General features: G+C 57.0%; 21 protein-coding genes. 11 read left to right on the forward strand and 10 right to left on the reverse strand.

All coding sequences use genetic code 11. The annotated features are described in order from the left end of the window. The first annotated feature begins 28 nt into the window (after positions 1-28). The 8 genes from FJ145_21375 to FJ145_21410 all read left to right on the forward strand — a co-directional run bounded on the left by FJ145_21375 (position 29) and on the right by FJ145_21410 (position 5,259). Positions 29-1,033: an LLM class flavin-dependent oxidoreductase gene (locus FJ145_21375; protein ID MBM4263958.1), complete on the forward strand. Its 1,005-nt coding sequence runs from the start codon at positions 29-31 to the stop codon at positions 1,031-1,033. Between the two features lie 236 nt (positions 1,034-1,269). Continuing rightward, positions 1,270-1,656 carry a GFA family protein gene (locus tag FJ145_21380; protein MBM4263959.1) on the forward strand — a complete coding sequence of 129 codons (387 nt, stop codon included), beginning with the start codon at positions 1,270-1,272 and terminating at the stop codon, positions 1,654-1,656. Positions 1,657-1,658: 2 nt separating this feature from the next. After that, on the forward strand, positions 1,659-2,174 hold the full coding sequence (locus FJ145_21385; protein ID MBM4263960.1) for a hypothetical protein: 516 nt from the start codon (positions 1,659-1,661) through the stop codon (positions 2,172-2,174). Between the two features lie 7 nt (positions 2,175-2,181). Next, positions 2,182-2,673 carry a hypothetical protein gene (locus FJ145_21390; protein ID MBM4263961.1) on the forward strand — a complete coding sequence of 164 codons (492 nt, stop codon included), beginning with the start codon at positions 2,182-2,184 and terminating at the stop codon, positions 2,671-2,673. Between the two features lie 22 nt (positions 2,674-2,695). Then, the gene (locus tag FJ145_21395; GenBank protein ID MBM4263962.1) at positions 2,696-3,454 is read left to right on the forward strand and encodes a hypothetical protein; all 759 of its coding nucleotides are present in this window, start codon (positions 2,696-2,698) and stop codon (positions 3,452-3,454) included. Positions 3,455-3,551: 97 nt separating this feature from the next. Further along, the gene (locus tag FJ145_21400; protein MBM4263963.1) at positions 3,552-4,181 is read left to right on the forward strand and encodes a bifunctional metallophosphatase/5'-nucleotidase; all 630 of its coding nucleotides are present in this window, start codon (positions 3,552-3,554) and stop codon (positions 4,179-4,181) included. Continuing rightward, the gene (locus FJ145_21405) at positions 4,178-4,789 is read left to right on the forward strand and encodes a DNA-3-methyladenine glycosylase (protein MBM4263964.1); all 612 of its coding nucleotides are present in this window, start codon (positions 4,178-4,180) and stop codon (positions 4,787-4,789) included. The genes FJ145_21400 and FJ145_21405 overlap by 4 nt, the downstream gene beginning before the upstream one ends. 257 nt (positions 4,790-5,046) lie before the next feature. Continuing rightward, entirely contained in the window at positions 5,047-5,259 is a 213-nt protein-coding gene (locus FJ145_21410) for a hypothetical protein (GenBank protein ID MBM4263965.1), read from the forward strand. A gap of 44 nt (positions 5,260-5,303) precedes the next feature. On the opposite strand, the gene FJ145_21415 is transcribed toward FJ145_21410, so the two are convergent. The 4 genes from FJ145_21415 to FJ145_21430 form a co-directional block, all read right to left on the reverse strand. After that, positions 5,304-7,037: a glycosyltransferase family 39 protein gene (locus FJ145_21415; GenBank protein MBM4263966.1), complete on the reverse strand. Its 1,734-nt coding sequence runs from the start codon at positions 7,035-7,037 to the stop codon at positions 5,304-5,306. Between the two features lie 640 nt (positions 7,038-7,677). Further along, a complete protein-coding gene (groL, locus tag FJ145_21420; GenBank protein MBM4263967.1) occupies positions 7,678-9,300 on the reverse strand; it encodes a chaperonin GroEL in 1,623 nt (540 codons plus the stop codon). A gap of 14 nt (positions 9,301-9,314) precedes the next feature. Continuing rightward, positions 9,315-9,605, reverse strand: coding sequence for a co-chaperone GroES (locus FJ145_21425; protein ID MBM4263968.1), 291 nt, complete (start codon positions 9,603-9,605; stop codon positions 9,315-9,317). Between the two features lie 118 nt (positions 9,606-9,723). Continuing rightward, positions 9,724-10,113, reverse strand: coding sequence for a cytochrome c (locus FJ145_21430; GenBank protein MBM4263969.1), 390 nt, complete (start codon positions 10,111-10,113; stop codon positions 9,724-9,726). Positions 10,114-10,265: 152 nt separating this feature from the next. On the opposite strand from FJ145_21430, the gene FJ145_21435 reads away from it, so the two are divergent. Then, positions 10,266-10,886, forward strand: a complete 621-nt coding sequence (locus FJ145_21435) for a glutathione S-transferase family protein (GenBank protein MBM4263970.1) — start codon at positions 10,266-10,268, stop codon at positions 10,884-10,886. Between the two features lie 268 nt (positions 10,887-11,154). Here FJ145_21435 and FJ145_21440 read toward each other — a convergent pair whose 3' ends face one another. Beyond that, the gene (locus tag FJ145_21440) at positions 11,155-11,871 is read right to left on the reverse strand and encodes a class II aldolase/adducin family protein (protein MBM4263971.1); all 717 of its coding nucleotides are present in this window, start codon (positions 11,869-11,871) and stop codon (positions 11,155-11,157) included. A 27-nt stretch (positions 11,872-11,898) separates the two neighbouring features. Here FJ145_21440 and FJ145_21445 point away from each other — a divergent pair, with 27 nt between their 5' ends. Further along, the gene (locus tag FJ145_21445; protein ID MBM4263972.1) at positions 11,899-13,743 is read left to right on the forward strand and encodes a M3 family oligoendopeptidase; all 1,845 of its coding nucleotides are present in this window, start codon (positions 11,899-11,901) and stop codon (positions 13,741-13,743) included. Positions 13,744-14,144: 401 nt separating this feature from the next. Here FJ145_21445 and FJ145_21450 read toward each other — a convergent pair whose 3' ends face one another. The 4 genes from FJ145_21450 to FJ145_21465 all read right to left on the reverse strand — a co-directional run bounded on the left by FJ145_21450 (position 14,145) and on the right by FJ145_21465 (position 18,663). Then, positions 14,145-14,816 (reverse strand): hypothetical protein, encoded by a 672-nt coding sequence (locus FJ145_21450; GenBank protein MBM4263973.1) that lies wholly within the window; start codon positions 14,814-14,816, stop codon positions 14,145-14,147. Positions 14,817-14,919: 103 nt separating this feature from the next. Next, positions 14,920-15,885, reverse strand: coding sequence for an ABC transporter substrate-binding protein (locus FJ145_21455; protein MBM4263974.1), 966 nt, complete (start codon positions 15,883-15,885; stop codon positions 14,920-14,922). A gap of 155 nt (positions 15,886-16,040) precedes the next feature. Beyond that, entirely contained in the window at positions 16,041-17,120 is a 1,080-nt protein-coding gene (locus FJ145_21460; GenBank protein ID MBM4263975.1) for a xanthine dehydrogenase family protein subunit M, read from the reverse strand. Then, a complete protein-coding gene (locus FJ145_21465; protein ID MBM4263976.1) occupies positions 17,038-18,663 on the reverse strand; it encodes a xanthine dehydrogenase family protein molybdopterin-binding subunit in 1,626 nt (541 codons plus the stop codon). The genes FJ145_21460 and FJ145_21465 overlap by 83 nt, the downstream gene beginning before the upstream one ends. A 29-nt stretch (positions 18,664-18,692) precedes the next feature. Here FJ145_21465 and FJ145_21470 point away from each other — a divergent pair, with 29 nt between their 5' ends. Continuing rightward, positions 18,693-18,920 (forward strand): hypothetical protein, encoded by a 228-nt coding sequence (locus FJ145_21470; GenBank protein ID MBM4263977.1) that lies wholly within the window; start codon positions 18,693-18,695, stop codon positions 18,918-18,920. Positions 18,921-19,122: 202 nt separating this feature from the next. Here the strand turns inward: FJ145_21470 and FJ145_21475 are convergent, their stop codons facing one another. After that, the gene (locus FJ145_21475) at positions 19,123-19,440 is read right to left on the reverse strand and encodes a hypothetical protein (protein ID MBM4263978.1); all 318 of its coding nucleotides are present in this window, start codon (positions 19,438-19,440) and stop codon (positions 19,123-19,125) included. Positions 19,441-19,515 lie beyond the last annotated feature (75 nt).

The following is a 19,515-nucleotide window of genomic DNA, read 5'->3' on the forward strand; positions in this document are numbered from 1 at the left end:
GTAAACAACGCATCCGAGCTGCTTGGTTATGAAACTATCTGTCCTTGATCAATCGACCGCCTCCCAGGGAAAAACCCAGGACGTCGCCATCCGCGAGACGCTGGCGCTGGCGCGCCATTGCGATGAGCTGGGTTTTCATCGTTATTGGGTGTCGGAGCATCATAACTCAGGCAATATCGTCGGCACCGCGCCGGAAATTCTCATGTCGGCCATCGCCGCGACGACCAAACGCATCCGCATCGGCAGCGCGGGCGTCATGCTGCCGCACTATTCAGCGCTGAAAGTCGCCGAACAATTTCGCGTGCTCGAAGCCATCGCGCCCGGCCGCATTGATTTGGGTGTTGGCCGCGCGCCGGGGTCGGACCAGTTGACTTCCTATGCGATCAATCCCAATCCGCAAAACGTCCACGACCAATTTCCCCGCCAAGTGCAGGAGCTCCAACACTGGGTGTCGGGTTGGCCGCTACCCGAGGGGCATCCGTTTCAACGCATCAATGCTCAACCGACCGGACCGACCACACCGGAGATGTGGATACTCGGCAGCTCCGACTACGGTGCGCAGCTGGCCGCCTACTTCGGTCTGCCCTATGCGTTTGCCTATTTTTTCAGCGACGGCACCGGCGTCGAGCAAGCACTGGAGCTCTACCGAAAAAATTATCGCCCCAGCGAAACCTATCCCAAACCGATTTGTACGATTTGTGTCTGGGCATTGGCCGCCGACACCGAAGCCGAGGCGCTGCGGCAGTTTAAATCGCGCGAGCGGGCGATGATCGACCGCAAACAAGGCATCCGTATGGCACTGTTGCCGCCCGACGAAGCCTCACGCCCCTATTCCGCCCACGAAGTGGCGATGGCGGGAAAGCTCCACCGCAAAGCGATCGTCGGCTCCAAAGATCAAGCAGCCGCTCGGCTGAGGGACCTGGCTAAGAGCCTGAACCTTGACGAGTTGGTGGTCGTCACTTGGACCTATGATGCCACGCCGCGCCATCGCTCCTACGAGCTTTTGGCCGAGGCCTTTGGTTTGACCAAGTAGCGACCTACGTCGCAGTTGATTTCCGCGGCGACTTGCCTACCATACAGCTATCCAGCGCGAGTCCGCTGAAAATTTTAAGAATGCTTCGACAGCATCAACGGATTTTGCATGAACGCTTACACTTTGAAACCGTTCGTCCTGAGCCTGTCGAAGGACTCCGGATAGCTGATTCAGCAGCATCCTTTCGTTTGAAGGACTCCGGTCGATCATAACAAAACAAACACTCGGGAGGCCGTATGTTAAAAGGTTCCTGTCTTTGCGGCGCCGTGCGTTACGAAATCGACGGTGCGCTCGAAGCGATCACCAACTGCCATTGCAGCCTATGCCGAAAAATGTCCGGCTCGGCCTTTTCCTCCGGGGCGTCGGTGTCACAGAGTGAATTCCGTATTGTGGCCGGCAAAGAGATGCTCAACCAGTGGGAATCGTCGCCGGGCTATTTTCGTAATTTTTGCAGCCGTTGCGGTTCGCCGCTATTCAAGATCAAAGCCAAAGACCCCAACGTCATTCGTCTGAGAGTGGGCAGCCTCGACAGCGATCCCGGCGTCAAGATCTCCAAACACATGCATGTCAAGTCTAAAGCGCCCTGGGTCGAGCTCAACGACGGCCTACCGCAAACGGAGTAGCCATGCCGCGCCAATTCGTTCGCTGGGTCTTAGCAATTGTTTTGGTGGTCATCGCCGCCTGTAGTTCGGAGACATTTACTGAGATCGAAAAAGATCGGGCGCCCTTAATCGGCGGATTGGAGAGCTACTCTACGCGAGATGAAATTATCGCGAAGCTGCCGCCCCAAGCCGAGACCAAAGTCATCGAAGATACTTCGCGACACAAGCCAGGCTCGCAGCCGCCCTATCAAGTCTACGTGGTCAAAGTATCGTCCTATGAACATCTCAAACACTCCGGCTACCTTTCCCTCACCTTTTTTAACAACCGGTTCATGCAAGCCGCCTTCTATCCGGACAAGCGTAACGACTACATCGCTGCGCTGCGCGCCAGCGGTGTCGCCGTAAAGACCGGCACCGAGTACATCACTGGCCACACGGTGGTCTGGATCGGCAGCGACTTCGACAATAAACCCTACATCGGCTGGGCCGACGACCGCCTGCGCGCCCAACAGCGCCGCTGGCTCAGCAAGTATTCTTAAAATCCATGTGGCACCGACTCGTTACATCATAGCGTCTGCAGTGGCAGCCGAGCAGTTGGTCCAAGTGGGACCGCTGATCGCAGGTGCTTGGGCGCGCCCCGACGACAATCTCGGCCGGGAGATCCGCGGTCAATTTCTCCTCGACACCGGCGCCTACGGCGCAATGATCGACCTCGAAGCCGCCGAGTTGCTCAACCTGCCGCTCTGCGGCACGCGCGAGCTGCACGGCATTCACGGTTATGGCCGGCTGCAAGAGTATCGCGCGCAACTGTTTTTGCGCGCGCAGGATGACGCCGGTCGAGCCGCGACTTTCGCGCCGGTCGTCGATTGCGTCGGCGTGCCGGCGCTGCGCCAGCGCAATCACAAGCATGGCGTCGATTTGATCGGCATACTGGGCCGGCTTTTTCTGCAACAGGGCCGTTTGGAAATCGACGCGGTCAAAGGCACAGTGACTCTCACGCTCCAAGTCAGTGGCAGAGGCCAGTCGGATGGCGTATAAGCGCAACAGAAAGCAGCAAGCGATGGCAGAGCCAACGGACAAGGATGTCGAAAAGGGAGTCGCCGAACGGCTGCGCGAGGCCGGTATAAACTTCGAGACGCAGAAAGCGATGGGCGGTCTTGCCCTGGATTTTCTCGTCACCACGCCCGACGGCCGCCAGATCATTATTGAAAGCCGCGACTGGGACTTTCCCGGCTTGACGACCGAAGCGAGTCGCCAGGCTCAGCAATATCAGCAAGCGGCCAAAGCGGACGCCGCTTTTGTCGTGATTCCTGGGCTCAAACGCAATCTGCCATCGCGCGGTGTGGTCACGCTGGACGGTTTAGTATCGGCGCTCAAGGCGGAGATCGACAAGGGCAAGTCGCGCACGCCGCCCCAAGAAGTAACGAAGATCGAGCAAATCGTCTTCGCCGCCATGCCCTTTGCACCGCAGTGCGAAGACGTCTTTTCCGTCGCCATGCGCTACGCAGCCGAGCAGAACGGCGCGGTCTGCGAGCGGGTCGACCGGCGTGAGTTTCAAGGCAACGTGGTCGACGAGATTCATCGCTTGATTCGCAAGTCCGTCGCTGTCTTCGTCGATCTTTCCGAATCCAAGCCCAACGTGCTCTACGAGGCCGGCTTCGCTCACGCCTTGAAGAAGCCTTGCATTCATATCTGTTCGACGGCAACCGACAAACTTCCTTTCGACGTCGCCCAATGGAAGACGACCCAGTACAACCTCGGTCAAACCCACAAGCTCAGCAAAGAGCTAGCACAACGATTGAAAGCCGCGCTGCAATGAGCAATGCTTTGGGTCGACAAAGACGCCGAATCCGTTCGTCCTGAGACCTGTCGAAGGACTCCGATACGCTTTCGCATGTGCGTCGTTTTTGTCTCTTATGACCAACTCTGCGCGCACTATCTACGTCGACATGGACGATGTGATTTGCCAAACCGCCCGGCGCTTTCTTGACATCGTCGAGCGCGAGTTCGGCAAACGCGTTGCCTATGAGCAACTCACCAATTTCGACATCGGCCAGGCTTGCAACCTGCAGCCGGCCGAGCGTGACGAGCTCTATCGCATCGTGCACCAGAACAAAGAGCTGCTAAACTTAGCACCGATCGGCCAAGCGATCGATGTGTTGCGTAGGTGGGCCGCGACCGACTACGAGATCGCCATCGTCACCGGCCGGCCGCCGGAATGTGAAGAAGTCTCGCTGGTCTGGCTCGCGCGTCACCGCGTGCCCTTTCAAAGCTTTACCATGGTCGACAAATACGGCCGCTTCGCCACCGCCAATACCAGCGCCATCACCCTCGATGAATTGCGCGCACGGCAGTATTGCTGGGCGGTGGAAGACTCGCTGCCCATGGCCCACTATCTCGCTGCACAAATGGCGGTGCCGGTCGCCTTGATCGATTGTCCCTGGAATCGCAGCGGTGCCGATCATGCCAACATCGCCCGCTGCGCCGATTGGCACGCCATCGCGAGCATCGCCGAGCGTGCCCCGCTGACAGGAACAAAAAAGTGAGTCGGTCGAGCGCGCTAACCTCAGCCGCGAAATTACCAAGAAACTTTTACGAGCAAGCGACTCTCGAAGTATCGCGCGAGCTGCTCGGGAAATATCTCGTGCGCGTCCATCGCGACGGCACAACGGCTGGACAAATCGTTGAGACCGAAGCCTACATCGGCCCCGACGACAAGGCCTGCCACGCCTCCAAAGGCCGCACGCCACGCACCGAAATCATGTTCGGCCCGCCCGGCCACGCCTATGTCTATCTGATCTACGGTTTTCACTACCTGCTGAATTTCGTCACCGAAGGCATTGGCGTGCCCGCCGTTGTGCTGATTCGCGCGGTGGAGCCGCGCGAGGGCATCGAGCTCATGCAGCTGCGCCGCCACACAACCGCAGTGCGCAACCTGTGCAGCGGCCCGGGCAAGCTCTGCCAAGCCTTTGCCATCGACCGCAGCCATAACGGCAGCGACATCTGCGCCGGGGAGCTCTACGTCGAAGACCGCTGCGAGCGCGTCAAGAATATTGCGACCACCCCGCGCATTGGCATAGACTACGCGGGAAAGTGGAAGCACAACCCTTGGCGGTTTTTCGTTAGAGACAGCGAGTTTGTTTCAAAGCGGTGAGAGCACACTTGAGGGCAGTTCTGGCGACTGTCATTCTGCGCCGAAGGCGAAGAATCTGCCGATTACGCCGGGCGAAAGAAGCAGATGCTTCGCTTCACTCAGCATGACACCCGAAGGGCTCCGAGTTTTTTGCGGAATGGGAGAATGATACAGATGATACTGCCTCTCTTTTCACTAATAGCTTGATCTTGTGTGGCGGACCGATATCCGCAGCGACACCCGACAACCTCATCGAAGGCGCAAAAAAAGACGGCAAGATGATCTTCTACACCTCGGTGGAAACCGAGTTCGCGCGGGTTCTCACGAGCGGCTTCGAAGCCAAGTACCCGTTCATCAAGACTGACATCTTCCGCACCGGCATCCGCCCCGAGGGCTATCCAACACACCTAAAGACCGGGCCGAGCCGCGTAGAACTAGCAGAAAAAATCCTGGACTATCGCCGAGGGCAAGAGGCTCTGTTTGTGCGATAGCCTGGATCGAATTAAAGTCGAAAGATCGTCCGCTGCAGAAACTCCTAGGGATCTGGTGGCTTTGCAGCGATTTTTTGTAGCACAAGGATTTTTCCGACGCGCGGCCCTATCCAGTTAAAGTATTGGTACTCCTTAAGAGTCTCATAGCCAGGAACGTTGCCGAAAGCTATCAGGTAAGTGTCGTCCCTGACCCACCACCAACTCTTTGTCGGGTCAAGCTTACGGCGACCGGATCCGGAGAGATAGAGTCCGCCAAACTCGAACCCCCCATCGATACTCGTGGCGGCAATACCCCGATCATTCATGAGATGGTGTATTGCTTCCCAACGAAGTCGGTTCCAGGCGAGATAATCTCTAGTTGCGCCAATGGCGAAGACCGTCATCGCAAGAAGAGTCGCTAAACTAACCCAGCGTGTGACAGTCAACGTTTCGCGATGTGCTCGCTGCCCTTGATCGCAGGCACAAGCGATCGCAATAGCGAAAAACGGAATAAGTGGGACAAGGTATCGGTCGTAAAAGCTAGTGATCACTAGCGGGCCGAGGTAGACGATGCCGGTAAGCAGAAAAAACAAGCCAACGACGCGATTCGCGCCTAGATTATTGAGCCACCAATCACGTACAAACCTGGCGGTTGCCCAGGTCACCAAGGCAATTAGTAGGGTAGCTCCTATGGCGCTCATTGCAGTGACGACGAACCAAAAACCCCATCCCAGCCACGGCACATTGTCGAGAGAAAGGATGTAGGTGTCGCGCAGAGTCAGCGGGCCAATTCCGGAACCGATTAGCACGTTGTGTGACAGCGGCATGAAGAGGCTTCTGTTGCGACTGACGAGCACACCGCTGCGCAGTGCTAGCAATCCGGCAGCGAGGCACAGTAGGATAATCCCTTGTTTCTTGTGCGACTGCAGGATTTTTGCCACCAAGAAAATCAGCACAGGCAATAGAAAGAGTCCCAAATAAAGCGCGCCAAGGTGCAGGTTTTTGGGCACCATGGATTGAGAGTGCAGGAGAGCACTCGGTTCGGTGATGACGTTAGCCAGATATTCGGTTCTCGCCTGATAGACGGCCGGTAGCCGATGGCTGGCTTGAAGCGTTCGCTGAAACAACAGCAAAGCGCCACCCGCTACGATCGGAGGAGTGGATGCCCGCAGAAGGCACCGTATCGTCAGCGGGCGGCGGACAAGGACCGCTGTGATCGTGAATGCGATGGTGCTGGCGAGGCCAAGCTGCCGCGACAACGTTGCCGCAGTTGCGAAAGCCGTCGCGATCAATAAGTCAACGTATGAATCGCTTTTGAGCGCTCGCGCGAAAAAGATCCCAGCGAGAATCATGAGGGCGCTAAAGGGAACGTCCGTCATGAACGTGTTCGATAAGGCATAGTACAGAGGATTGAACGCCAGCGTCAGAGCGATTAACACTGCGAGCCAGCGCGGCTGGTCTGTCTGGCGGACAAGGGCATACGTTCCGAGGATTCCGACCCATGACAGTGTCAGTGTCGAGCTGCGCAGAACCGTGAACGAAAATCCGAACGGAGAACAAAACAAATAGCCCCAAATAGCGTTGGTAAGAAACGGCATTGGGAACCACCCGGCAGGACGAAACTCGCCGCTATCGAGCCAATGCTTAACCGTGCGCCCGAATGACCAGTCATCATTGAGCGGGAAATCACCGATAGGATTAACGATCAGCAGGCTTGCAAACCAGACCGCGCTCAAGCACAGCATATCGATGGCTGAAGTTCTTAGGCGCGTATTTAGAGGGCCGCGTGACGCTTGCATGGTTCAATACGATCGAGATAGTAGACATTCATTCGCACAAAAAATAGATAGAATCGAGCGGCCGCGAACCCGCCCGCACCGGCATCGCCCCGAGGGGTGTTTAACTCTTTTATAAAGACCGTGCCCAGCCGGGTGGAACTAGCAGAAAAACTCCTCGACTATCGCCTAGGCTACGAGGCTCTGTTCGTCCAGTAGCAGCATAGTCATGGCTGAAGCACGAATGCACCGACTGCGGCAGCACCTAACATGACGTAGGCCGGGGCGATTTTGGTGCACAATAGCACGGCCACGGTCGCGGTGGCGATCAAAACTGTGGGAACGTTCAGTAAAACGCTACGACCGAGCACGTACACTGCGCCGGCGTTAAGTCCGATGGCCAGAGGTAGTAAGGCGATGCGAAAGGCTTTTAGCCATGGGGACGAACTGAGCCGTGACCAAGTAAATGTCACGGCCCAGGTCATTTTCGTTCACGCCAGGCGTGCACAGCGGTGCTGCCGGAGTCGACAACGCTTCATGATTTCTCGAGAGATCGGATGAGCAGTGGTGGAATGGAGCTAATCACACTGACATCTTGCTGGCACAACAAAAAAAGGCGCCTGGTTGCCCAGGCGCCTTTTGGTCTCAATCCGAAACCTGCGGATTAATAATCGTCGTGATCGTGCGGCATGGCCGGAGCGTCTTTCTTCTTCTCCGGTTTGTCGGCGATCATCGCTTCGGTGGTGATCATCATGCCGGCCACGGATGCAGCGTTCTGCAGCGCGGTACGGACGACTTTGGTCGGGTCGACGATGCCGGCCTTGACCAGGTCTTCGTACTCTTCGGTCGCGGCGTTGAAGCCGAAGGCGTTCTTGCCGTTCTTCACTTTGTCGAGAACAACCGAGCCTTCGAGACCAGCGTTGGTGGAGATCCAGCGCAGCGGTTCTTCGATGGCCTTTTGGATGATGCGCACGCCGACTTTCTCGTCTTCCGAGACGCGCAGGTTGCCCAAGTTAGTGCCGGCGCGCACGAGGGCCACACCACCACCAGGCACGATGCCTTCTTCAACCGCGGCGCGGGTCGCGTGCAGCGCGTCTTCGACGCGGGCTTTCTTCTCTTTCATTTCGACTTCGGTGGCCGCGCCGACTTTGACGACGGCGACGCCGCCCGCCAATTTGGCCAAGCGCTCTTGCAACTTCTCGCGGTCGTAGTCAGAGGTGGTCTCTTCGATTTGGGCACGGATCTGGGTGATGCGGCCTTCGATGGCGGATTTCTTGCCGGCGCCCTCGACCACCGTCGTGTTGTCCTTGTCGACGATGATGCGTTTGGCGCGGCCCAGATCTTTCAAGGTCACATTCTCAAGTTTGATACCCAACTCTTCAGCGATCATTTTGCCATCGGTGAGAATCGCGATGTCTTCCAACATCGCCTTACGGCGATCGCCAAAGCCCGGGGCTTTGACCGCGGCGACTTTCAGCGTGCCGCGAATCTTGTTGACGACGAGAGTCGCCAGCGCTTCGCCTTCGACCTCTTCGGCGATGATCAACAGCGGCTTGCCGGTCTTGGCAACGTTTTCGAGCACCGGGAGCAGGTCCTTCATGCTCGAAATCTTCTTCTCGTTGATCAACAGGTAGCAGTCCTCGTAGACGCACTCCATACGCTCGGGATCGGTGACCATGTACGGCGAGAGATAACCGCGGTCAAAGCGCATGCCTTCGACTAGGTCCAATGTCGTGTCGAGGCCTTTGGCTTCTTCGACGGTGATAACGCCCTCTTTGCCGACCTTGTCCATGGCTTCGGAAAGGATGTCACCGATGGTTTTATCGTTGTTTGCGGAGATGGTGCCGACCTGGGCGATTTCGTCTTTGTCGCGGGTCGGTTTAGAGATGGATTTGAGCTCATCGACAACCTTGGCCACGGCTTTGTCGATGCCCCGTTTGATGCTCATGGGGTCATGACCGGCGGCCACGAGCTTCAAGCCTTCGCTGAAAATCGCTCGGGCCAGAACCGTTGCGGTGGTGGTGCCATCGCCGGCGACGTCAGAGGTCTTGCTGGCAACCTCTTTGACCATCTGTGCGCCCATGTTCTCGAACTTGTCTTCGAGCTGGATCTCTTTGGCGACCGACACGCCGTCCTTGGTGACCGTCGGTGTGCCCCACGATTTTTCCAAAACCACGTTGCGGCCTTTGGGACCTAAGGTCACGGTCACCGCATCGGCCAGTAAATTAACCCCGCGCAGCACTCTGCTCCGGGCCTCTTCGCTAAAGCGTATTTCTTTTGCAGCCATGTTCTCAAACCTCCTTATTCAATCACGCCGAGGATGTCATCTTCGCGCATAATCAGATGTTCCTCGCCATCGAGTTTGATTTCCGTGCCCGAATATTTGCCGAACAGAATCTTATCGCCGGCCTTCACATTGAGCGGGATGACCTTGCCGTCATCGTAGCGGCCCGGACCAACGGCCACAACCTTGCCTTCTTGCGGTTTTTCTTTCGCCGTATCGGGGATGATGATACCACCCTTGGTTTTCTCCTCCTCGTCAATACGTTTCACTATCACCCTATCGTGTAGGGGACGAATCTTTGTCGCCATGACATCCTCCTGAAATAAAACGTAGATTTACTGGCCCCGAATGGAGCCGAGATGCACAGGAATTTAATCCCGCATCGGCAATCGTCAAGGGGTGGCGGAAGGAAAAAACGAAGTTTTTTTACTTGGCGCCGGTCTTTGCGTTGGCTTCCGGCTTATAAGGTGGCTCGGCGAGGGTACGGATGTAAGCAACAATATCTTTTATTTGCTTTTCGTTAAGGGCACTTCCCCATGAGGGCATGAAACTGGACTTTTTAACCGCCGAGCCGCCCTTGGAGATGATGTCCAGCAAAAATTGTTCAGACATGACGTTCATCACCGCCCCATTAGTATGGTCCGCTGGTTTGGCCGGCAGGGACTGGGCGGCCGGTCCGTTGCCCTTGCCTTTGTCGCCGTGGCAGGTCGAGCAATAGCTATCATAAAGCTTTTTGCCCTCACCGCTGTTCTGCGCCCAAGCCGGAGCAGCCATCAGAACCAACCCGGCGATCAACAGGAGATATTTTGAGTTCACAATCGTCCCTTCCGATCTCTAAGGCCTTCACCCATAGCAGAAATTTCGCGCAAACCAAAAGGCCCAGAAAGATCCATGCCGAAAGACTACCCATTAGACGGAAACAGTGATAAAAACTTCGGCAATTCCCATCCAAAGTTCTAGGAGCGGCCATGATCAAGATCTGGGGCAGGACCGATTCATCAAACGTGCAAAAAGTCATGTGGTGCATCGGCGAGCTGGGTGTGGACTGCGAGCGCGTCGACTGGGGCGGCAAGTTTGGCGGCAACCAAGACCCGCAATACGCCGCCATGAACCCCAACGGCCTCGTGCCTACAATCAAAGACGGCGACTTCGTCCTGTGGGAGTCCAACAGCATCATGCGCTATCTCAATGCCAAGTACGGCAACGGCCGGCTACTGCCGGCGACCCCGGAGGGTATGGCCAGCGCCAACCGCTGGATGGACTGGCAGCTGTCATTTTTTAACGGCCAGATCGTGCCGCTATTTTTTGCGACGATTCGCACGCCGCCAGAAAAGCGCGACCCGCAGGCGATCAAGGCAGCTTTGGATAAAACAGTCAGCGCCTGGCAAATGGTCGAAGATCAGCTAGGCAAGAGCCGTTTTCTTGGCGGGGAACAATTTTCGCTGGGCGACATTCCACTCGGCGTCTGGGCCCATCGATGGTTTAACCTCCCTATCGACAGACCCCGACAGCCAAATATCGAGCGCTGGTACGGCGAGCTAAAACAGCGCAAACCCTATCAGACACACATCATGATCCCGGTGACCTAGCACCGCTAGACCCCGGGATTATTCATGCTCTTGCGAAACCAACAACACTGTGTCGATCGTGGTGGAACCCTGGAGGAGCGAAGGCATCAGCGCAAAACTTTCGTTTTGTTTGCCGCTGCTTGAAGATATCTTCGACCCTTGCATCGCCAGTTGCAAAAAAGCGGGCGACCGGCGGTCGCCCCTCCATCGCGGCGTCAACGCGATGCCCTGTTGCCTTCGCTCCGGAAGGGTTTCACCGCGATCGACTTCATACCGTGAATAATTCTGGCTAGAGCCCGATGCCGTGCATAAGCCCGGCGAGCTGGGTCTTCGCAACGTTGTGGTCCCAGATCTTTTGCACGACCGAATCTTTGCGCCGGCCCTTCATGGTGCGCTGGGTCTCGTCGTCGTTGTAAACCATCACCGGGCCGAGCAGTGAGGCTTGGTAGAATCGCCCGGCGGCTTCTTCCAAATCGACACACGCGGCAAACACCCACTCGATCGCCTGACCGACCACCATCGAGCCATGGCCGCGCAGCATAACAGCGTCGGCGTTGCCAAGTGCTTTCGCAACTGCGTCGCCTTGTTCGATCGTGTGAATCAGCGCCGGGTCCATATATTTCGGCAGCGGGCCAGGGCCAAAAAATGCGCCGGGATTCGACGACGCCGGGTAAAACGGCTTATCGACCATGCTCAGAGTCGCGACCATGTGATTGTGCAGGTGCGCCACGCTTTGAATATCTTTGCGCGCTTTGTAGGCGCGCGCATGCATGTAGACTTCCGACGGCGCTTTGTATTTGCCTTCGAGCACTTTGCCATCGAAGTCGGTGACGACCATGTCGTCTGGCAAAACCATCGCCCGGCTCACTGGGTGAGGCAGAATCAGCAGATGATCGGTGCCAGGAATTCGCACGCTGATATGGCCGCTGTAATCCACCAGGCCGGAGTTGAACAGCATGCGCGACGACATCGCCAATTTGGTTTTCAATTCACTCAATTCTGACACGGTTGACGCTCCTCTCTGGTCGAGCAAATGTTTGTGCTATATCTTTCCTGGCCCGAGAGTTCAATCGCCGCAAAGGATGAAAGCATGACGACACCCAGCGCTGCTGGTATTACCTGGGATCTGAACGATTTGTTCGCCTCCTATGACGACCCACGAGTCGAGTCGACCCTGAAGGATTGTTTGCAGCGCGCCGAAAGCTTCGCCGCTGCCTATCGTCCCGTAATGACCCAGCCCGAGGCTCTGTCCGCCGCCAAACTCGCGCAAGCGCTGCGCGATCTGGAAGAGCTCTATGACGCGCTCGACCGCGTCGGCAGCTACGCCGGCCTGCTTTACGCCGCCGACACTACCAAACCCGAACATCAAGACTTCGAACAAAAAGTCGAGCAGCGCTCGACCGAGATCAGAAATCTCTTGCTCTTCTTCGAGCTCGAATGGTTGAAAATCGACGATGCGCTTGCCCAGCGCTTGATCGACGATGCGGCGCTGGCGCCCTATCGCCACTATCTCACCAGCCTGCGCCGCTACCGCCCGCACACGTTGTCGGAGGCCGAAGAAAAGATCGTCAATGAAAAAGACAACTCCGGACGCAACGCCTTCGGCCGGCTCTTTTCCGAGGTCACTTCGGCGCTGACTTTTGCCCTCGAGCGCGATGGCAAAAAAGAAGAGCTGAATCTCAGTCAGATGCTTTCCTTGCTCCACGATCCCGATCGCGCCCTGCGCCAGCGCGCCATGGAAACGGTCTATGAAGAATTATCCAAGAACGGCCAGGTACTGACTTTCGTCTACGACACCTTGATCCAAGATCACTTAACCATGGATCGGCTGCGCCACTACGCCGACCCCATGCAGCCGCGCCATTTGTCCAACGAGATCGACGGCCAAGCAGTCAAGACCATGATGGCGGTGACGGAGTCGAGCTACGGCGTCGCGCAGGATTATTTTCGCCTCAAAGCCAAGCTGCTGAATTTGCCGAAGCTCGCGCTCTACGATCAGTACGCGCCGGTGGGCAAAGAAGTGCGGCCGTTTCCCTATGACAAAGCACAGGAAACTATTTTAGCGGCGCTCGAAGCCTTCGACCCGAGCTTTCGCCGGCTCGCCTCCGAGTTTTTCGCTAAGAATTGGATCGACGCCGAAATTCGCAAGGGCAAGCGCGGCGGCGCCTTTTGCGCCTCGCCATCGCCCAAACTGCATCCTTATATACTGTGCAACTACGACGATAATCTGCGCGACGTAATGACGGTGGCGCACGAGCTCGGCCACGGACTGCACGGCTGCTTGAGCCGCAAGCAAAACTATTTTAACTACGGCACGCCGCTGACGACCGCAGAGACCGCGTCAGTCTTCGCCGAGATGTTGGTCTTCGATCACCTGCTCGCCCAACAAACCGACCCGCAGGTGCGCATCGCTTTGTTAACCGGCAAGCTCGAAGATATTTTCGCCACGGTTTTTCGCCAAAACGTCCTGACGCGCTTTGAAGAACTGGTCTTCGCCGCCAGAACCACCAGCCGCCTAACACCCGACGCCGTCGGCAAGCATTGGCTCGAGGCCAATGGCAAATATTACGGCGACGCCGTCGACATGCCCGACGGCTACCGCTGGGGCTGGAGTTATATCCCGCACTTCATCCACTCGCGCTTCTACTGCTACAGCTACGTCTTCGGTCAGCTTCTAGTCCTGGCCCTCTATCGTATGTTCAAAGACGAAGGCAAGAGTTTCGTGCCGAAATATATTGCTCTGCTCGAAGCCGGCGGCTCGGCGACGCCGGACGAGTTACTCAGGCCACTCGGCGTCGACATTCACAAAGAAGCATTCTGGCAAAAGGGCTTTGCGGAAATCAGCGGGCTGGTACAGCAGCTGCAAAAACTAATTTAGCGCGGAGCCGGCTCCGATTGAGTTTCCTCGCCCTCTGCGACTCCCGCAACTGTCATTTTGAGCCGAAGGCGAAGAGTCTGCTTAACTGCGCGAGAAACGGATCCTTCGCTGGCGCTCAGGATGACTAACCGTAGAGTTCCAGCAGACGACGCAATCGCTCCGAAGAGGGGTAAAGAGCCTGTCCCCTCATTCGGGAGTGAAGTCTCACTTAACGTACTCCCATTTCTCCCACTTCTTTTCGAGCTCCCGTTCCTGTTTTTGCAGCTTGGCACGTTCTGCGCGAGGCAGCGAAAGCGGCGAAGTATATCGAAAAGGATCTGCGCCGCCGAAACGAATATCAAAACCGAAAACACAAACGTCAGTAACTTCATGTCAGAGCGTGAAATTTGAGTACCGCCATTTCACGCATAGCTCGAATAGATCCCGTTAAACTTGCCAAGCTTGATGCGCACCATGTACTGCGCGCTTTCACGCACCAGACGCTCTTCTTGTGGCGTCTTCACCATGCGCGCGATCAACTCGGCCGAGCGCGCGGTGTGTTCCTGGTCGGCAACCATGTGCACCGAGAAGAAAGTTAGATCGCGATCGCTCAGGCCGTAATGCTTGCGGCCGGCGTTCAAGAATTCTTCCGAGTATCGACAAACCATGCTCTCACTGGTGAGAGCCGAAGCGCGGCTCTGCGGCGCGTAGCCCATGAGCGTATTGTAAACGGTGCGTGCCGAGTGGATTTGACACTCGAAAATCTGCGTCGCTTCGGTGAAGTCCTCTTCTTTCAAACCCAGCGCAAGCCCGAAACGTTTCGCGAGGTCGGGATGGCTCTGCTCCTCGGTAAACTGCTCGGTGAAGTAGTCGAACATGGTCGGCTCGTGGGCGTTTTTTACCATGCCCAAGGCAAAGGATTTTAGGATCGCCTTGTTGTGCAGATAATGCTGAATCGCCCAGCCTTGCAGTCTCTTGACCGACAACTTGCCCTGGCGCAGCTCGGTGAAATATTGCGTGTCCATTAACGATTGAATGCCGGGCTGGATAATCTCTTTGCGCACAGAATCGACGAGTGCTTGTCCGTCTACCATAGAACCTCCGGTTTGGTGTCTAACGTTTAGTGTCTGGGGTCTTGCGTTGCTGCGCACGCAGCTCCGGGTCTCAACACTAGACGCTAAACGCTAAACGCAAATCCTATTTTCCTGCCAACACTTGATCGATCAACGTGTAATCGGTCACCGCAGCGACGTTCACTGGCGCGGAAATCTGTTTCTGGCTATAGGCCAGATCAAAATACTCCTGCATGTCTTTAACCACGATCTTTCCGTCCGGTGTCAACGTAGCGAGCCATTGCTCGTAGACCGTCTCGGCGGTTTTTTGATCGACTTTCCACTTATCGCGAATGTAACCGACCACCCAGCTTTTTTCCTTACGACAAAAGTTGGACGCATCGAGCATGGCGCGAATAACACTTTTGATGCGACTCGCGTCGCTTTTCAATTTCGCTTCATTCACCACCAGCCCGCTGGTGGGAAATTGCATCGGCAGCTCGTCCGCCGCGCCGATCTGGCGAAAGCCTTTTTGCGTCATGATCACGTTGTGCGGCCCGGACAATACTGCGGCCGCCACCGCGCCTTGGCCCAGGCTAGTCACGGTGTTCGACACCGAGCCGGTCTGGGTGAACAGCGCTTTCTCGGGATCGGCGCCTTTGTTTTTCATCATCAAGCGCACGACCAAATGCTGCAAGCTGCCGATGCGATCGACACCGACGCGTTTGCCCGCAAGATCGCTAAAGTTCTGCACGCCGCGCTCAGCGACGAGATAAAATGGCGGCTTGCGCAGCGCGATCATGATCCCCTTCAGCGGCGCGCCCTGTCCGGTGGCGACGATGCCGGTTGTGTAGCCGGTCAGATAGTCGATCTCACCTGCCGCGAGCGCCGCCACGGGCAACGGTCCCGCCATCTGAATCAATTGCGGTTCGAGCCCGTGCTTCTTGAAAAGCCCGGCGTCACGGGCGACGAAGAGATTGAGAAAGGAAACGCTGAATGCTGAGTATGCCAGGCGAACTCGACCGAGATCTTGCGCCGATGCCAAAGTCGCAGCGAATGTGAGGATACATGTAAATAATGTGGTGAAAAACGTCGACCTGGGTAAACACATACCGGCGCAGAATATAGGACGCGCTGCGCGCTCAGTCAAATTGAGGAAGCCAGAGGGCGGGTCCGAGACCCGCCCTACATGTCAAACCAATGCTGAAGAAAACCGACTGCCCCGAGTAGCGACGCAGTCGCGTATTGAGGGGTATCGAGGGGTCGCTAGACTGACGCTAGCAGGCCGCGCTGGACTAAGTCCTGCGCCATCTTCACCTTATAGATGTTGTCCTTGAGCGGCTTTGCCCCCTCCAGCGCAATCTCGCCGGCTTGTTTGGCCACCGCATCATCCAATTTCTTGCCGCGCAGAAACTCTTCGGCTTTCGCCGCGCGCCACGGAATCGGCGCGACGCCGCCCATCACCACGCGTGCGTCGCGCACCACACCGCTGCTGCTCTCGACGATCGTGTCCACGGCGACGATGGCGTGGTCCCACGCTAAACGCTCGCGCACCTTGTGGTGGAAGCCTTTGCTGCTCGGTTTTGGTGCCGGCACGAAAATCTCAGTGACGATCTCGCCCGGGTTCAGAATATTTTCTTTTTTGAAATCCACCGAAGGCAGGACGAAAAACTTTTCGATGGGCACCGTCTTCTCACCCGCTGGTCCGGCGATTTTGATCTGTGCGCCGAGCGCCACCAACGCCGGCGCGGTGTCCGACGGGTGCACGATGTAGCTCGGCCCGGCGCCGAGGATGGCATGAAAGCGACCATCGCCGGTGATCGTGTAGCACATCTGGCCGCCCTTGCGCAGACAGTTAAAGCTCGACGAACGGAAGTACCAGCAAAACGGCCGCTGGCAGAGGTTACCGGCGATCGTTCCGGCGTTGCGGATTTGCGGCGAAGCCGCGTCGCCGGCCGCATCGGAAAGGATCAGCAATTTTTCGCGAATCGCTGGATGGTCTTCAATATCAGCGAGCTTCGCCAGCGCGCCGATACGAAAACCGCCGCGCTCCTCTCTAATCGTATCGAGGCCCGGGATGGTTTTGAGATTGACGACGTAGTCCGGCGTCAGCACGTTATCCTTCATCAGCTGCAGCGCTTCGCTGCCGCCGCCCACCACCAGCGCGCTCTTTTTTTCGTGGTTAAACTTCTGCAGCAGCGTCACCGCTTGCTGCACGCTTTTGGCATCGATGTTTTGAAATGATTTCACCGCGCTTCCTCCGTTAGCCTTGGCGCGCCTGTAGGATCTTGTCCGGTGTGATCGGCAGCTCTTTGATCCGTTTGCCGGTGGCGTTGAAGATCGCATTGGCGATCGTCGCCACCGCCGCCGTGATCGGCGGCTCGCCGACCACCTTGCCGCCAAACGGGCCGTAGGGATCGACGTGTTCGATGAAAAACACCTCGATGTCCGGCACTTCCAAGTGCGTCGGCACCTTGGCGTCGCGGTAGTTGGGGTTGATCGGCGTGGCCGTGAGCTTATCGATGATCAGCTCTTCGCTGAACGCCATGCCGATGCCCTGGACAACGCCGCCTTTGATCTGGCTCTCCGCCGGCATGCGATTGATGATCGTGCCCGAGTCATGCACGGCGACGTAGCGCGTGATCTTTACATGGCCGGTGATGCTGTCCACTTCCACTTCGGCGAAGTGGGCGGCGAAGCTCTTGCCCTCGACGTCTTTGAAGGACGGGTTGGTCGTCGCCCGGCCGATGATCTCGCCGGCCCGCGCCACGGCGCGACCGAGCGCCAGGCGCTGCGTCGGCTCGGCCTTGACGAAAACCTGGCCATCGCGCAGATCCAACTCTTCGGCTTTGACTTTCAACTGCGGCGCCGCGACGGCAAAAATTTGCCGGCGGCAGTCTTCTGCAGCCGCAATCACCGCCGGTCCGGTAAACGGCGTGGTGCGGCTGCCCGACTCGCCGACGGAATACGGCGTCACATCGGTGTCGCCGTTGGTGAGTTGGATTTGATTGAGCGGAATGCCGAGCGCCTCGGCGGCGATGATCGCCATGGTGCTCTTGGCGCCGGTGCCGATGTCGGTGACGCCGACCAGCACATGAGCCGTGCCATCCGGATTGACGCGGATGGTCGCAGCGCCCAGACCTGGGCGGAATGGATAGCCACCCAGCGCCATGCCGATGCCATGTTTTTTCTGGCCGCCGAGCGCGCCCGGCTTATGCCACTTCTCCGCCCAGGCGATTTCCTTGGCACCCTCCTGAATGCATTGTTCGAGATAGTTCGACGTGAACGGCGTCTTGGCTTTGTATTTCTGGATCCGGTTGCGCATGAACATGTCGACCGGATTGATGCCCATCTCGTGGGCGATGTGATCGAGAAACGACGCATAGCCAAACACCGATTGCGGATAGGCGGGCGCGCGGTAGTTGGCAGCGACCACCGTGTTGGTGTGCACCGGCAAAATGGTCTTTTTAAAGTTCGGCACCTGGTAGAAATCAGTGCCGCTCAAGTTGCCGCTCTGCTTGCGATAGGCGCCCATGTTGGTCACCGCATCGAGCTGCACGGCAGTAACTGTGCCATCTTTCTTGACGCCGATCTTGTATTTCTGCTCCGACGACCAGCGGCCGTGCATGCCGATATAGTCATCCTCGCGGGTGAATTCCATTTTCACCGGCTGGTTGGTCGCCTTGGCCAGTACCGCGGCCATGTAATCGTAGTCTTGCGCCTGGTTCTTGTTGCCGAAGCCGCCGCCCATGTATTTGCAGACCACACGCACTTTGCTGAGCGGCAGGTTGAAATCTTTGGCGATATCGGTGCGCGCATTGGAGCTGCATCGGCACTCGATGGCTGGGTGCTGAAGTGTGCTGCCAGTAACTTCTGCAAATCTTCCAATAACTGACCTTCATCTGCGTGCACCGGCAGATGTTGCCGCAGCAGCTGCGTCGCTTCAGCTTTGAGACTTGGTTCGGCTTGAGTTATCTGCAAAACAATCTGCGGCTGCAGCTGCTCAACGCGCAGCTTGAGCGATTGTCCAGCATTGAGGCCGCCGGGACTGTCTGCCTCGATCAGGTTATTGCCAATCTGCAGCAGCAACTTTCCGTTGGCCAGCTCGTCGGTCACCGTCGCTTCGAGTTCCAGCCCCAACTCTAACGCGGGAAAGAGGTCGCCGCCCCACTGCAGAGACACAGATGTCTGCGGCAACCGCCGGTTGGTAACCGGTGCGGTTTCCTTGGTCGCCACTGCCTGCAGGGAGGCGGTTTGGGCAGATCTATCCTCACACTTATTCTATCGACTAGCGGTGAGAGAACTTAAGGGGGCTTGCGCGGAGGAATCATGATCAATTTAGGTCAATCTAGACCGTTTGGGATTCTTCACCGCTTTGTAACCCCATGACGATTGCCTTGTTGCCGTCCAGAGTGATCTCCAGATCGCACGGGCCATCGAAAAAAATCATCGTGCGCGGGTGCTCGTAGACCGTCGTCTTGTGCGGAATCTCTTCTATATAGATGTCGAACATTTTGCCGGCGGGCAGATCGACAGTCTTGGTGTGCATCAAGTCGCCTTCGAAGAAGGCCTCGATCCACGTGCGATTCTCGGTCACGCCGAGAATGATGCCGGCGGCGTTCTTGATGGTGGCAGCGAAGTTTGGATTGTCGGCTGATTCTGCCACGACTGAATATATTATACTTAGAACCCGGTCGAACAAACTGATCTTGTTCCCCCCTTTGAAAAAGGAGAGCAGGGG

This window comes from Deltaproteobacteria bacterium (assembly GCA_016874755.1).
In the GTDB taxonomy this organism is placed as follows: domain Bacteria; phylum Desulfobacterota; class Binatia; order UBA9968; family UBA9968; genus DP-20.

Excerpts from the sequence above, each read along its gene's own strand:
- FJ145_21375 (MBM4263958.1), top strand. The coding sequence starts at position 29 with ATGAAACTATCTGTCCTTGATCAATCGACCGCCTCCCAGGGAAAAACC.
- FJ145_21380 (MBM4263959.1), top strand. The coding sequence starts at position 1,270 with ATGTTAAAAGGTTCCTGTCTTTGCGGCGCCGTGCGTTACGAAATCGAC.
- FJ145_21385 (MBM4263960.1), top strand. The coding sequence starts at position 1,659 with ATGCCGCGCCAATTCGTTCGCTGGGTCTTAGCAATTGTTTTGGTGGTC.
- FJ145_21395 (MBM4263962.1), top strand. The coding sequence starts at position 2,696 with ATGGCAGAGCCAACGGACAAGGATGTCGAAAAGGGAGTCGCCGAACGG.
- FJ145_21400 (MBM4263963.1), top strand. The coding sequence starts at position 3,552 with ATGACCAACTCTGCGCGCACTATCTACGTCGACATGGACGATGTGATT.
- FJ145_21410 (MBM4263965.1), top strand. The coding sequence starts at position 5,047 with ATGATCTTCTACACCTCGGTGGAAACCGAGTTCGCGCGGGTTCTCACG.
- FJ145_21415 (MBM4263966.1), bottom strand. The coding sequence starts at position 7,037 with ATGCAAGCGTCACGCGGCCCTCTAAATACGCGCCTAAGAACTTCAGCC.
- groL (MBM4263967.1), bottom strand. The coding sequence starts at position 9,300 with ATGGCTGCAAAAGAAATACGCTTTAGCGAAGAGGCCCGGAGCAGAGTG.
- FJ145_21425 (MBM4263968.1), bottom strand. The coding sequence starts at position 9,605 with ATGGCGACAAAGATTCGTCCCCTACACGATAGGGTGATAGTGAAACGT.
- FJ145_21435 (MBM4263970.1), top strand. The coding sequence starts at position 10,266 with ATGATCAAGATCTGGGGCAGGACCGATTCATCAAACGTGCAAAAAGTC.
- FJ145_21445 (MBM4263972.1), top strand. The coding sequence starts at position 11,899 with ATGTTTGTGCTATATCTTTCCTGGCCCGAGAGTTCAATCGCCGCAAAG.
- FJ145_21450 (MBM4263973.1), bottom strand. The coding sequence starts at position 14,816 with ATGGTAGACGGACAAGCACTCGTCGATTCTGTGCGCAAAGAGATTATC.
- FJ145_21455 (MBM4263974.1), bottom strand. The coding sequence starts at position 15,885 with ATGTGTTTACCCAGGTCGACGTTTTTCACCACATTATTTACATGTATC.
- FJ145_21460 (MBM4263975.1), bottom strand. The coding sequence starts at position 17,120 with ATGCGATCTTCAACGCCACCGGCAAACGGATCAAAGAGCTGCCGATCA.
- FJ145_21470 (MBM4263977.1), top strand. The coding sequence starts at position 18,693 with ATGTTGCCGCAGCAGCTGCGTCGCTTCAGCTTTGAGACTTGGTTCGGC.